At 59.5% G+C, this 12206-nt stretch carries 13 protein-coding genes, 1 tRNA gene and 1 pseudogene; 7 read left to right on the forward strand and 8 right to left on the reverse strand.

Translation table 11 applies throughout. The features are described from left to right. Window positions 1-118: 118 nt before the first annotated feature. Both FFR93_RS09910 and FFR93_RS09915 read left to right on the forward strand, forming a co-directional pair. On the forward strand, window positions 119-310 hold the full coding sequence (locus tag FFR93_RS09910) for a hypothetical protein (protein WP_138393102.1): 192 nt from the start codon (window positions 119-121) through the stop codon (window positions 308-310). 139 nt (window positions 311-449) lie between these two features. Then, window positions 450-1076, forward strand: coding sequence for an outer membrane protein (locus FFR93_RS09915; protein WP_138393103.1), 627 nt, complete (start codon window positions 450-452; stop codon window positions 1074-1076). A 503-nt stretch (window positions 1077-1579) separates the two neighbouring features. On the opposite strand, the gene FFR93_RS09920 is transcribed toward FFR93_RS09915, so the two are convergent. After that, window positions 1580-2344: an SDR family oxidoreductase gene (locus FFR93_RS09920; protein ID WP_138393104.1), complete on the reverse strand. Its 765-nt coding sequence runs from the start codon at window positions 2342-2344 to the stop codon at window positions 1580-1582. Window positions 2345-2542: 198 nt separating this feature from the next. Here FFR93_RS09920 and FFR93_RS09925 point away from each other — a divergent pair, with 198 nt between their 5' ends. Continuing rightward, window positions 2543-2950 carry a helix-turn-helix domain-containing protein gene (locus tag FFR93_RS09925; RefSeq protein ID WP_138393482.1) on the forward strand — a complete coding sequence of 136 codons (408 nt, stop codon included), beginning with the start codon at window positions 2543-2545 and terminating at the stop codon, window positions 2948-2950. 371 nt (window positions 2951-3321) lie between these two features. On the opposite strand, the gene FFR93_RS09930 is transcribed toward FFR93_RS09925, so the two are convergent. After that, window positions 3322-3978: a Dabb family protein gene (locus FFR93_RS09930; protein WP_171049147.1), complete on the reverse strand. Its 657-nt coding sequence runs from the start codon at window positions 3976-3978 to the stop codon at window positions 3322-3324. Between the two features lie 91 nt (window positions 3979-4069). Between FFR93_RS09930 and FFR93_RS09935 the strand changes: the two genes are divergently transcribed. After that, complete coding sequence (locus tag FFR93_RS09935; RefSeq protein WP_138393106.1) at window positions 4070-5056, forward strand: AraC family transcriptional regulator; 987 nt, start codon at window positions 4070-4072, stop codon at window positions 5054-5056. Window positions 5057-5211: 155 nt separating this feature from the next. On the opposite strand, the gene FFR93_RS09940 is transcribed toward FFR93_RS09935, so the two are convergent. Both FFR93_RS09940 and FFR93_RS09945 read right to left on the reverse strand, forming a co-directional pair. Then, complete coding sequence (locus FFR93_RS09940; RefSeq protein ID WP_138393107.1) at window positions 5212-6096, reverse strand: RNA polymerase sigma factor; 885 nt, start codon at window positions 6094-6096, stop codon at window positions 5212-5214. Beyond that, window positions 6089-6643 (reverse strand): dihydrofolate reductase family protein, encoded by a 555-nt coding sequence (locus FFR93_RS09945; protein WP_138393108.1) that lies wholly within the window; start codon window positions 6641-6643, stop codon window positions 6089-6091. Before FFR93_RS09945 ends, FFR93_RS09940 begins: the two co-directional genes overlap by 8 nt. A 365-nt stretch (window positions 6644-7008) precedes the next feature. Here FFR93_RS09945 and FFR93_RS09950 point away from each other — a divergent pair. Then, window positions 7009-7709: pseudogene (locus tag FFR93_RS09950) on the forward strand (alpha/beta hydrolase). Window positions 7710-8872: 1163 nt separating this feature from the next. On the opposite strand, the gene FFR93_RS09955 reads toward FFR93_RS09950, so the two are convergent. Then, window positions 8873-8948, reverse strand: a tRNA-Ile gene (locus FFR93_RS09955). Between the two features lie 222 nt (window positions 8949-9170). Here FFR93_RS09955 and FFR93_RS09960 point away from each other — a divergent pair. Further along, window positions 9171-9539: a response regulator gene (locus FFR93_RS09960; RefSeq protein WP_064705660.1), complete on the forward strand. Its 369-nt coding sequence runs from the start codon at window positions 9171-9173 to the stop codon at window positions 9537-9539. A 134-nt stretch (window positions 9540-9673) separates the two neighbouring features. Here the strand turns inward: FFR93_RS09960 and FFR93_RS09965 are convergent, their stop codons facing one another. The 3 genes from FFR93_RS09965 to FFR93_RS09975 all read right to left on the reverse strand — a co-directional run bounded on the left by FFR93_RS09965 (window position 9674) and on the right by FFR93_RS09975 (window position 11467). Beyond that, window positions 9674-9865, reverse strand: coding sequence for a hypothetical protein (locus FFR93_RS09965; RefSeq protein WP_064705659.1), 192 nt, complete (start codon window positions 9863-9865; stop codon window positions 9674-9676). Further along, complete coding sequence (locus tag FFR93_RS09970; protein WP_064705658.1) at window positions 9862-10527, reverse strand: acyl-homoserine-lactone synthase; 666 nt, start codon at window positions 10525-10527, stop codon at window positions 9862-9864. Before FFR93_RS09970 ends, FFR93_RS09965 begins: the two co-directional genes overlap by 4 nt. 214 nt (window positions 10528-10741) lie before the next feature. After that, window positions 10742-11467, reverse strand: a complete 726-nt coding sequence (locus tag FFR93_RS09975; protein WP_064706131.1) for a LuxR family transcriptional regulator — start codon at window positions 11465-11467, stop codon at window positions 10742-10744. Between the two features lie 122 nt (window positions 11468-11589). On the opposite strand from FFR93_RS09975, the gene FFR93_RS09980 reads away from it, so the two are divergent. Continuing rightward, window positions 11590-11784 (forward strand): hypothetical protein, encoded by a 195-nt coding sequence (locus tag FFR93_RS09980; RefSeq protein WP_064705657.1) that lies wholly within the window; start codon window positions 11590-11592, stop codon window positions 11782-11784. Window positions 11785-12206: the final 422 nt, after the last annotated feature.

The raw sequence follows: 12206 nt of genomic DNA on the forward strand, positions 1-12206 counted from the left end.
TGACGTTAAGAGCGGCCTGTGGAGGGTTAACCGGCCGTTATCAATCCTCCCTTGTCCATCGCGGCGTGGTAGATTGCAGGCTCGGGCTAAGCTACGCCCCTCCGAAGGAGAAGTTCAGATGAACCGTTTTTTCGCATTTGTCGCGACCGGAACGCTGATCAGCCTTGCCACGGTCACTTCGGCCTGCACCTCATCAGGAAATGTCGATCAGGCGTCGTCGATCGGCGGCTATTATCAGGAAGGGCGGCCGCTTAATCCGGCTTGCGGGAATGGGTTCAGGCCCAGCGATGGACGCTCTTGCAGTTATTAGAAGGCGCGACACTTGCCATGACAGATTCGGCGGATATGTTCTCTACCGTACAGTTCTGCGAGTGTGTCTTTGGCGTTACAGCTATTTGTTGAGTTAGGCTGTACCCTCCAGTTGTGTTGCAAGACATGGGGTCACGAACATGAAGCTCACGATCGCCACCACCTTCCTAGCACTTGTCGCAACGACCGCGGTTGCAGCCGATGCCGTGCAGGATGTCCCGGCCGCACCTGTTGCGGCTGCGCCAACTTTCACCTGGTCAGGCCCTTATCTCGGCATCGATGGCGGCGCCAGTTGGCTAAACGGCGACTTCAGCCTCGGTGGCGCCAGCGATTCCCAGGATTTTAACGGCGGCGTCTTTGGTGGATTTGCGGGTTACAATTTCCAGTTCGACAACAACATCGTCGTCGGTATAGAGGGCAACCTCGAATACAATTGGAACGAAGAGGAAGCGCTGGGGGCGGACGTCGGGACCGATTGGGCCGGCGCAGTTCGTGGTCGTGTCGGCTACGCCTTCGACAGAGCGCTGCTTTATGGCGCAGCTGGTTGGACCGCCACGCGTGGATACGTCGACCTGCCGGGATTAGACAAGGAAACCGAGACCTTCAACGGTTACACCGTCGGCGCCGGCGTCGACTTTGCTATCACCAACAACATCTTCGCCCGTGGCGAGTATCGATATAACGACTTCGGCGAGAAAGACATTCTCGGTATTGATGTCGACGCCGACCAGCACGAACTCAAGTTCGGAATCGGCGTGAAGTTCTAAGAATTGTCCGGTGGATCAGCGATAAGCCCGACGATCTCCCTTTCTGGCTTGGCGGGCTCGATGGTGGCGTGGGGGTCGACCTCCCACGCCGGTCGCTTCACGGGCCGCTGTCGACATGAGAGCGATATCTAGCCGGAGGGGCGGAAGTGCTGTGTCCGTCTGCCTTTAAATCGCCGGGGCGGTCCACCGTTTTCCCGGCGCCAGGATCGACATGGCAAAGTCAAGTTGCCTTTTCGTGACTGACGGCGAGTTCGCCAGACACCTTGGCCTCGCGCGTAACAGACCACGCTGCAAGCGGCCGCGAAGTCGGGCTTTCAAATGAAGGATGCGTTATTTGCAGATCGCCGATGCTGGCTGGCTTGCGTCGCTTGTCACGATCAGAGCTCATGATCGTTTTATCCCGAGAGCCGGCCGGCAAAGGTATATTCCATCTTATCTCGTGCCAGCCTAGGCGGGCACGAGATAGCTCTTTATGGCGATGACAAATAGTCTAGCACTGCGGCTCACCCCATCGATTCCGTCAGCCCTTGTCCCAAGCCGCCGTCTACCTTGATGCGCTCTCCTGTGGTGAAGGTAGCGTCGAAGGCAAGAAACAAAACTGCGCGCGCCACCTCATCCGGGCTACCGTGGCGCTTCATCGGCGTCACCGCGTCACCGATCTTCATGAATGCCGCGCGTTCTTCCGCCGATGCGCCGGCGACGCCCATAGTCGGCGTGTCGATGAAACCCGGGCTGACCATGTTGACCCTGATGCCGCGCGGCAAGAGTTCCGCCGCCAGCACCTTGCCGAAGGCCTGCAGCGCGGCCTTGGTGGCGGAGTACACCGCCATGCCCGGGATCCCGGAATCCTCAGCGATCGAAGTGGTGAAAACAATCGCTCCGCCTCTTTTAATGAACGGAATCAGGCGCTGAGTGGTGAAGAAGGCACCTCTGGTATTGATGTTGAACTGGCGATCGTAAGATGCTTCGGTGACCTGGCCGAACGGTTCCAGTTCCGACACGCCGGCGTTCACATGCAAGAAATCGATGTCGCCGAACTTCTGCCCTACCTCAGCGCCGAGCACGGCGATATCCTCCATGCTGGCGATGTCGGACCGGACCGCATGCACGCTACCGCCAAGCACCTGGCGGGCATCCGCAAGGTTCCTTTCATTGCGCCCTGTGATCAGGACTTCGGCGCTTCCGGCGATCAGCGCCTGCGCCACCGCCAGTCCCATCCCATGCGTGCCACCTATGATAGCGGCCTTTTTGCCGTGAAATCTGCTCATGCCTCTTCCTTTCCCAGCGCCGAATGCGCTGTGATCCGTGGTTTGAAAATCTCTGGAACAGCCGCTTTGCGGTGCGAAAACTATCCCGGTGGAAGCTTTGCCTCTGGTCTTTTTGCCGCGCGCTCCGCCACCACGACAGAACTAGGCGTGCGCTTCTTCTTGCGCAAGTACGGACAAAAATGTAAGGTACTTACCAAAATGCCGGAATTGGAGATTTCATTGGCAAGAAAACAAGGAAATTTGCCCGACAGTTGTGGATTGGGTTCGGCGTTTGCAGTTATCGGCGGCAAGTGGAAGGCGCTGCTGCTCTGGCAGATCCATCAGGCCCAGCCCTGCCGTTTCGGTGAGCTGAAACGGCTTGTCCCGGAAATTAGTGAAAAGATGCTGATCCAACACCTGCGAGAGATGGAAGCCGACGGAGTGATTCACCGGGAGGTTTTTCATCAAGTACCACCCCGCGTCGAATATTCGGTCACAGAGACCGGCGCCGACCTCGACTACGCGCTCGCTCCGCTGGCGGAATGGGGCAAGAAGCACCAGGCCCGTACTGAGAAGGATAAAGGCGAACGCAAGCATGGAGATGGGCACTCAGTCTTGGCTGACTGAGAGTATCCGCATGCGGGCAGGTGAGCTGGTGGTCACGGACGCGTTCCTTCGGTTCGCGTAGACCATGGGCGGCGACCGGAGGCCAAGTCGATCCAGCCGGTTCAGACCCAGTCGGCGCAGGATCAGAGCTACCGGCGAATGCCGCGCCAGGCACGCGAGAACTCAAGGACCCGTCTGCCGCTGCCGCCGTATATGCTCGATGCCGGCGATCTGCCCGGCCCAGGTTGGTGTGGGCGCATGTGCCGAGCTGCGACCGTGGAGCTGCCGATCCTCGGAGCGATGCCGTCGCAGCCAGTTAGCCAAGACACTTTCCGGAAGGATTTCTCCAGAAAATGGTGGTGCCGGCGATGTACGTCGGCTCCGCGCGGCGGTTACTTCGAGGTGGCCTCACCGTCCACGATATAGTCGTAAACAAATATGCCGGTAACCTTGCCGTTTGCGTCGCGTTCAAAATGCGGCTCAGCAAACTGGGCGACAGCCTGATGGCTCGGATCCATAACCTCCGAATAAGGTTTGCCGACGAAGTAATCCCGATCCTCCCGGCTGGCGAATATTACGAGAAAGCCTTGTTCGAAGCCTTGGTCGAAGCCTTCCTTGCTGATGCCATCGCCGCCGGTAATGGACATGATGTAGGGCTTCCCATTGCGCATCGAAGTATTTTTCAAGGCTTTGAATCGCTCGGCGATCTCGGCCTTGACCGAGGCGTCCACGTTCCGCTCGTAGCGCAACGCGACGAAGTGGTGGACGTCCGCGAGAGCCGGGGCGGCAAAGAGCGTCAAGATGAGCGAAGCTGATGCAATCATTCTTATTTTCATAGTCTGTCTCCATGTTTCGAGCGTGAATGCCGACCTCCTTGAAATAGTGGCAGCGGCGCGGACGATGAATGCCGCAAAAGCCGAATGGTGTTGCCTTTCGTCCAAATGTGCGATCTTGGCGGAATGGCTGGTGCCCCCCGCGATCAGTACGCGGAAGCCGCGCGAGAACGTTGGATGTGGATAGCGCGAAGGCGGTACCGTTGGGCTGGACAACATACGAGAGTGTGCGCTCTGCGACGCGACCTCAGCCTGGCCTCGACAAGTCGGGGGTGCGGCGCTGTCGTTTTGGTGCTATTTTCATGGAATGCTTGATCGTTCGTCCAACGCTTCACTATTTGGAGGCAGCGATGCCGTCAGCGACCTGCTGCGCGGCCTGCGGCTCGACGGCGTCGACTATGGCCGCTGTGAAATGGGGGCGCCCTGGGGCATCTCTTTCCCCGCACAGACTGCAGCCCGCTTCCATTTCATCGATGGAAGCAGTTGCTGGCTGAAGGTTTCAGCAGGTGATTGGCTGGAGCTGCGCGCTGGGGACGCCGTGCTTCTGCCGCGTGGTCGCGAACATGTGCTGGCGAGCGCGCCTGATGTTCCATCTCTGGCGATCAGGAGCTTTAGCTTCGAAGAAGTCAGCCAAGGTATTTATGAGATGCGCGGCGGAAATGCGGAAGCAACGACAACGCTGTTCTGTGGCAGCATGCACTTCAATGTTGGCGTTGTACATCCGTTGCTCAGGATGATGCCCGAAACTATGCGGGCAACCGAATTGGCTGGGCGTGATCCCGCAATCCCACATCTGCTCGAAGCGATGACCCGTGAAGTCGACATGAAGCGCGTCGGCTCCGCAGGCATTCTCGCACGTCTGGCCGACGTCCTCGCCGCCACGATCATACGCGCGTGGGTCGAGCGCGGCTGCGGAGACTCGACCGGATGGGTTGCGGCGATCAGGAACTCCGACATCGGGAAGGTTCTTGCCGCAATTCATCGCAGTCCGGATCACGATTGGACCGTCGAATCGCTGGCAAAATTGATGGGTGCGTCTCGCTCGAGTTTCGCGGAACGCTTCACCGCGATCGTCGGTGAGACGCCGGCGCGCTATGTCACGCGGGTTCGGATGCACCAAGCCATGCATTGGCTGACGCGCGACCGACTGCGGGTCTCGGTTGTTGCCACACGGCTTGGCTATGACTCGCAGGCTTCCTTCAGCCGCGCATTCAAGCGCGTCATTGGCGAACCGCCCAGCCATTTCCGTGACGACGCCCAGGGTGAGGGCTTGTTCTCGTCTCCTCTTTTCTGAGGAGGAGATAGGCGCGACTGCTCACGTTCGTTCGCGCGGATGGGTGTGGTCGCACGAACCATGAGGGCTTCGACAAGCGGCGATCGCGTCGCTTGCCGCGATCGAACACCCATGGGCGTAGCCGATGCAGATGGAGGAATGCGCTTGATCCCTGATCACTCGACCAAACCCTCCATCAGCCAGGGACACGCATAGTAATCCGAGATGCTCAGGCCTCCATCTACGCCGATCTGAATGCGCACCGGATAGGTCGGACGCCAAGAGTCTTCGACCCAGTTGGACACCATCATGAGCAGCTCACCGTCGAATCGGGCGAGATCAAGATGCCAGGGGGTCTTGGACTTCTGGAACTCTGAAAAATACGGCGCGTTGCCGATTTCGCCGTCATAGCAATCGGCGACGTGCAGGTGTGCGTCGGCACTCGTCAGCTCGACAACGCCAGCCCAGTTCCGTTGGTTGAACAAGGCGACATACCGCTCCAGAAGTGCGACGAGTGCCGGATCGTCGGAAGCGGGTCTGGCGGACACTTCCGACTGCGCCGCTAGTCGCGCCCGGCCGCGATGCAGGGCAGACTTCACGCCGCCCACGCTGTTGCCGACGACACCTGCCGCCTCTTCGAGAGAGAGGTCGAGCACGTCCTTTAAAAGCACGCAGGCGCGTTCCATCGGCGGCAGCGTTCTCACGAGCCGATCGATCGCGTTGGTGGTGCCGAATGCCGGTATTTCGGGGGGCAAAAAGGCTGGCGCATTCGCTTCGTCCAGTTCAACGAAATTCCAGGAACGCTTCGTGCGGATATGGTCGAGGCATCGATTGTGGGCGATGCGAAACAACCACGCCTTCATCGCCCTTGGCTCCTTGAGCAAATCCAGCTTGCGATAGGCCTCCAGCAGGACATCCTGCATCACGTCTTCGCCGTCGAGCACCGAGCCGCACATGCGCGCACAATAGCGATGCAAGATGGCGCGATGGCCTCTCACCGTTTCCAGAAACGCCGCGTAGCGAAGATCGAAGAGGCCCCTGGGAAGCTGGTTCTCAGGCATTGCATTGCCTGGGTTTAGGAGTGTACGTCATCACCACGACCCCGTTGCTAAACGAGCGCAGTCCGGCAAGGTCGAAGTCGACCAGCTCCGGCGGCACATCCTCGAACGCCCGTTTGCCCGCGCCGACGCGCGTTGGAATGATCGAGAGCTCATAGGCATCGATCAGTCCATTCTCGAGCAGCGTGCGGTCAAGCTCACTGATGCCATACTTCAACAGGTTGCCGCCATCCTGCGTTTTGAGCTCGCGAAGCTTGCCGACGATGTCGCCGTTCAGAATCGATGCGTTCCATCGAACGTCGGCCAACGTATTGGACACCACAAGCTTTTTGAGGCCGTTCATTCGATCCATGTACTTTCCCGTCAGCGCCGGCCACCTGGCGGCGAACATCTCGTATGTCTTACGCCCGAGGAGGAAGTAGTCGGCCTCGCCGGCCTTCTGATAGGCATCCTCGACCGCCTCGTCGGTGAAGAAGCGACTGGCCCAGGCCATTGGGCTCTCGATGACGCCATCGAGCGAAACAAAACTTCCGACAATTAACTTGCGCATGTGCGTACTTCAATTGAACTCCGCGTGAGCAGGGCACATGCAAGGACGTTCGGCAGCGACAGAAAGATACTTCACTATCGACGTATCCTTGTCGTCGGAAAGCTCGTCTTTGTTTTCGTCACAGGTTCAAACGGGAGACGAAAGTGGCAAGCAGAGCCAGCGCGGCCAATCGGCGGCACTACGAAGCCCTCGCTGCATCACCCCAGGCGGGTAGCGACGAGCTGACGAACGAGCAGATCCAGCACCGCGCCGACCTCCACTGGTCGAGCCTCACCGCGGAGCCGGGCAGCGTGGACTATAGCGAAGTCACGGTTGCCGGCCGCCGAGCCCTTTGGATCGTGCCCGAGGGATCGAGGGCCGACCAGGTGCTGTTCTATGTCCACGGTGGCGGATTCGTCGGCGGCTCGATCTACTCTCACCGCAAGCTCGTCGGCCATCTGGCGAGCGCAGCCGGCACGAAGGGCCTGCTGGTCTCGTACCCAATGTCGCAAACAGCGAAGTTTCCAGCCCAACAGCAGCACGTGAGAGACGCCTACAAGTGGCTGCTGAAGACGGGGTGTCGGGCCGAGGGCATCGTTGTGGGAGGAGACTCCGCCGGCGTGGGCGCTCTTTTTGGTGGCCTGCTTCTCGCCAAGCAGAGTGCCCTTCCCATGCCGGCTGCGGCGCTGTCGATTTCCGGCTGGGTCGATTTCACACAATCGGGCAGATCGTATCAGACAAACCGGGAGCGGGATGCGTTCTTCCAGAAGCCGACGGTCGATTTCCTTGCCTCATTGGTGCTAGGCGGCCTGGACGCCCGCGAAGCCAGCCCACTTTCGCAGATCTCACCGGCATGCCTCCCACGTACCTGCAGGTGGGGGAACACGAGGCATTGCTGGACGACAGCGTCAGGTTCGCCGAGGCGTTAAAGGCGGCTGGCGTGGAAACTCGCATCGACATCTTTCCTGAGATGCTGCACTCGTTCCAGATGATGGCCGGCTTTGCTCCTGAGGCCGACGATGCCATAATGCGCTTTGCCGGCTGGATGAGGCCACACCTTGCTCAAAGGGTGCCGCCAGAGCGCTGATGGCGACCCGGCTCTGGAGATTTCCGCTTTCACGCGACAGGGCTCGCAATTCCTGGCGGACCGGCGACGACGAAGCCGAAATCACCGCTGGCTGACCTCGGGCAAGAAGACCTTCGTGGCTGGCTGCGATGCAGTACATTTGAACGGGGCCAGGCAGCGCTGCTTCGCGCCTCGAGGGGCTCCATGTCAGGCGCCAAGGTTTTGACCTATGCCGTTTTGCCACCTGACGTCTGTTCCGGCCAGTCGTTAATCAAGGCATTGCCGACCTGCAGAACTGTCCGAAGCGTATCGGCTTTGAGAAGACGAGCACTTTATCTACTGGGAGAGCTTCGAAGAGAACTTTCGAGAGCCCATAGGTGAAGCGCCCGTCAACCGCGGACGTTTGAGACTCGCGAGCTCGACGGGACAGTCTCGATCCCACAATGGGTACGACAGCAGACATTTAAGTCACTGCTAATTCTCCCCATATATCACGTTGCGCCGGTTGCGTTCTTCGTCCGGCGTAGCGGCGTGCTCCTGCGTTCATGGATGGTGCAGTTGAGCCGCCGCACTTCTCACTCAACGGAAGCCGAAGAAGCTCAGGATAGCGAGCACGATGACTACGGCGCCGACGAGCCAGATTATGTTATTCATGTGAAATCTCCTTCAAAATGGAACGAGTCAGGCTGCAAGCAGATAATGTGTGGCGGCAGCTCAGGTTCCAACTCCCATCACCTGGCGCGCCTCCTCTCGCGACAGATAGTCCTGCGCCGCTTCCTCCTGATCTCGCCTTGGAGCTCGATCGGGTACCTGCGGGACAGATGACATTCCTGGTCACTGAATACGGCAAGCCATTCTCCGACAGGGGCTCGGAAACAAGATGCGTCAGTAGTGCCATGAGGCAGGACTGTTTCACTACTCGGCGCATGGCCTTCGAAAGGCAGGCGCTTCCAATCCCCGCTGAAAACGGTGCGATGAGCGGCCAGCTCGAGGCCATTGTCGGAGTCAGCAGGCAGACCTGTACACCGCGCGGCTCGTCGCAGGAAGTTGGCCGGCGCGAATGCAAAGCTGCTTCTCCCTGATCGGAACGAGGACAAAAGTGTTCCAACTGACGGTTCAAGTTTTGAAAATTGGGACATTGGTGCCATAGATCTGCAACGGAAACAGCGGCTTACAGAAAACGATGGTGGGCCCGGAGGGACTCGAACCCCCAACCAAGCGGTTATGAGCCGCCGGCTCTAACCATTGAGCTACAGGCCCTCGGCGTCGGATGTTCGACGCCTGGGTGCCGGAGGCCGGCACCTTGATGCCGGGGCAATGGTTCCCGCAGCATTGGTTCGCTCTAGCCCAAATTGCAGGGAGCCACAAGCCGTCAGCGCAACATCTGTGGATGATGCATAATTCGTGGGCAAAAGCACTGGAACCTTCCAGCGCGGAATACACTTATTCGAATCATATACCGCATCAAAAGGGCGATCGCAGATGGTGGCTTCGAACAGTGCCGTGGTGCTCATCGTGGAGGATGAGCCGCTGATCCGGTTCAATGTCCTCGATGTGCTGGAGGATGTGGGCCATGTGGCGCTGGAGGCGGCTAATGCCGATGAGGCAATGGTGGTGCTGAAGGGCCGGCCGGATGTCGATATCCTGTTCACCGACGTCAACATGGCCGGTTCGATGGATGGGATCCAGCTTGCCAAGCGGGTGAGGGCGATGCGGCCGAATATCGGCATCATCATCACCTCGGGCATGGTGCGGCTTGATCCGATGGCGTTGCCCGCCAATACCGCCTTCCTGCCCAAGCCCTATCTGCACGACACGCTGATTACGACGATCGATTCCCTGATGGCGTGACTTCCCCCATGGTGTGACGCCCCCGACAAGGTGAGCGGGGGCGCGCAGCCGCAAAACGGGGACAGGTTTTGCGGCCACGCGCGAGGCGCCGGGAGGTGTGCCCCTCTTCAGGCGCGGCGGAGGGGCCCGCGCCCTCAGCCGAAGCTGCTCTTCAGCGCCTCATTCTCGTGGTGTGCCTTCTTTTCGTAGATCGTGAACAGCGCCATCGAGAGGAGATAGGAGAGGAAGGGATCCCCTATCTGCGTGGCGATGTCGCGGGATGCGAGGACATGGCGCTCCAGCGCGCCAATGTCTTTCGGTGTTGCGGTTTCAACGACGCGTTTCATGCTGCCATCTCCAGGAATTGCGTTACGACCGAGCGGGCCGGAACATGTCTGACATAAAGGGGTAGGGTCAGGCCGAGGGCGGCGCGCATCTTGCGCAGCACGCGGTCCGACACTTCAAAGGCGCCGCAGCAGACGGGATACTTGCCGTAGCCGTCTGCGCGGCCGAGTTCTTCCACTTCGGCGCCTGCGCGTTTGTAGACGCGCTTGAGATAGGGTTCGTAGTTGGAAATCATCGTATGGATGCCGTGATCAAGCGCGCATTCGCATAGGGCAAGCAGCATCATCGAGAAGGCGCGGCCGGCGTCGACATTGGGGAAGTCCCTGGCGATCGCCTCCTCGTCGATGCACATGCGCGTGCCTTCCCAGATGCCAGGGGCGACGAGATCGGCTGCAGCCGGAAAGGTTTCACGGAAGACGTCGTAGAGAAGCGTCGGACCAGTCGTCGGCATCAGGCGCATGCCGCCATAGAGGCGCGTGCGGCTGTCGTTGCACCAGACGAGGTAGGCCGGAGAAAGCGAATCGTAGCTGTCACGTTCGTAGGGACCGATGACCGGAACGTCCCAGCCGAGCTGGTCGGCGAAGACCTTTTTGCGCAGGCGGAACATCTGGTCGAGTACGGCGGCGTATTTCTGATACTCATGTGCTTGAATGATAACGAACATTTTGCCCTCCAGCGTTTGCAGTTCGTGGAGAGCAGAATGGTTCAGCCGGGCCAGATCGGAAATTCCCTCAGATGGGCCCCCTCAGATGGGGGGATTAGCCCAAAAGTATGAGGATTAGGTCACGACACGCGGAAACAAGGCGCAGCCCGGAAGCACCGCGATCCTTCGGCTTTTGACCCGACACGGCGTATTTTCAGAAAAGTGGTTCCGATCCTCAGGGATTGATGATGCGCAATTGCACCGCGCGCGAGGCGGCCGCCGAAATCGTGGCGCAGCCGAGCTTGAAGCGCGCGGTTTTCAGATAATCCCGTGTCGTGTGCTCTGATATGCCCAATATGACCGAGATATCCTTGTAATCCTTGCCGAGTGCCGTCCAGTGCAGGCACTCGATCTCGCGCGGCGACAAGGTCGGCACTGGATCATTCTCGCCATGCAGCTCATAGACGGCCTTGCGGTGGATTAGATGGGCGATCTCGATCCATTCGTTGCGGCAGCGGCGCACGAGCTCCGACCAGGCGTCGGCCGGGATGCGGGCGTTCAGCGACAAGAGCGCGCGGCGCTGCGCCTTGTCGGCGACGGGAATGGAATAGCCGTTGCCGCCGATGCCGTGCTTCTGGGCGTCGACCAGCATGGCATAGGCTTCCGGCGTCGGCTCGACCTCGCTCCAGTCGAAGGGCAGCTGGCGCTCGAAGCCCTGCTTGACGATCGGATCGACCTTCACATAGCTGTTCAAGAGGTAGCGGGAGACCCAGGCATCCGGATAGGTGGTGCGCACGAAGGGGGAATCGATCTTGCTCGCGATCGTCTGGGCGAGATGGTAGGTAACGAAATCGAGGCCATATTCCGCCTGCAGAATGCGGATGGCGCCATCCACATTTGCCGCAGCTTTGATCTGTTCGAAAGCGGGTTCGAACCTGTCGCTGTAGGTATTCTCGATCATTTCCATCGTCCCAATTCCCTCAATCCTACCGTGAGGACCGTCATAAATACAAGGCATCCCCACATATGCGGGGAATGACAATCCGGCCGCCGCCTGCTAGCGCCTTCATGAGGAGACCTCATATGGACAGCAAGAGACCGTTCGAGATTGCCGAATGCCGACAGGCCGCCAAAGGCCTGAAATCCAGCTGGCAGGACATGGCAGGTTCCGAAGCGTTGATCCGCGCCCTTGTTGCCGAACGCAACGGCGACACCCGGCTGGCACTGTTCTGGACCGAGGTCCACCGGGCGCTTTGCCAGGAAAACAACGCTTTCTGACATGGCCCGCCCCGGCGGGCGGTTTGAGGCTTTCCCCGACACTAAAGGCCCGGCCGGGCAGCGATCAGCGGCGCGACCGGATGAAACCATGCTTCGCGCGTGAGCACGGTTTCATTCCTATTCCGTTTCGGATTTTGCGAGGAGAGTGTCGAGCGGCAATGTCGCGCTAGGGTGAAACAAAAACAGGTCCTCCATGGATTTGTGCCAATATGCTTGACGAAGTGTTTCAAGCGGAAACAGCAGCGTTCGGGGAAGCGGTTGGACTGTGCCATTCTTGACGCTTCACCGTCCTGCCCATCACCCGCCCCCGTCCTTCGAGGCTTCGGCCTTTTGCCTACGCGCCTCAGGATTGGGGCTGATCGGTGTGCTGTGTGGCTGATGGGGCGATGGGTATGCCGTGTGGCCGGTCGGTTGGACGGTGT

Origin of the sequence: Rhizobium sp. MHM7A (assembly GCF_005862215.1) — a bacterium.
GTDB lineage: Bacteria > Pseudomonadota > Alphaproteobacteria > Rhizobiales > Rhizobiaceae > Rhizobium > Rhizobium bangladeshense.

Coding starts and splice junctions, on each gene's coding strand:
- FFR93_RS09940 (WP_138393107.1), bottom strand. CDS start 6,096: ATGCCTGAGAACCAGCTTCCCAGGGGCCTCTTCGATCTTCGCTACGCG.
- FFR93_RS09965 (WP_064705659.1), bottom strand. CDS start 9,865: ATGAAACGCGTCGTTGAAACCGCAACACCGAAAGACATTGGCGCGCTG.
- FFR93_RS09910 (WP_138393102.1), top strand. CDS start 119: ATGAACCGTTTTTTCGCATTTGTCGCGACCGGAACGCTGATCAGCCTT.
- FFR93_RS09975 (WP_064706131.1), bottom strand. CDS start 11,467: ATGATCGAGAATACCTACAGCGACAGGTTCGAACCCGCTTTCGAACAG.
- FFR93_RS09945 (WP_138393108.1), bottom strand. CDS start 6,643: ATGCGCAAGTTAATTGTCGGAAGTTTTGTTTCGCTCGATGGCGTCATC.
- FFR93_RS09915 (WP_138393103.1), top strand. CDS start 450: ATGAAGCTCACGATCGCCACCACCTTCCTAGCACTTGTCGCAACGACC.
- FFR93_RS09920 (WP_138393104.1), bottom strand. CDS start 2,344: ATGAGCAGATTTCACGGCAAAAAGGCCGCTATCATAGGTGGCACGCAT.
- FFR93_RS09935 (WP_138393106.1), top strand. CDS start 4,070: ATGCTTGATCGTTCGTCCAACGCTTCACTATTTGGAGGCAGCGATGCC.
- FFR93_RS09980 (WP_064705657.1), top strand. CDS start 11,590: ATGGACAGCAAGAGACCGTTCGAGATTGCCGAATGCCGACAGGCCGCC.
- FFR93_RS09925 (WP_138393482.1), top strand. CDS start 2,543: ATGCCGGAATTGGAGATTTCATTGGCAAGAAAACAAGGAAATTTGCCC.
- FFR93_RS09970 (WP_064705658.1), bottom strand. CDS start 10,527: ATGTTCGTTATCATTCAAGCACATGAGTATCAGAAATACGCCGCCGTA.
- FFR93_RS09960 (WP_064705660.1), top strand. CDS start 9,171: ATGGTGGCTTCGAACAGTGCCGTGGTGCTCATCGTGGAGGATGAGCCG.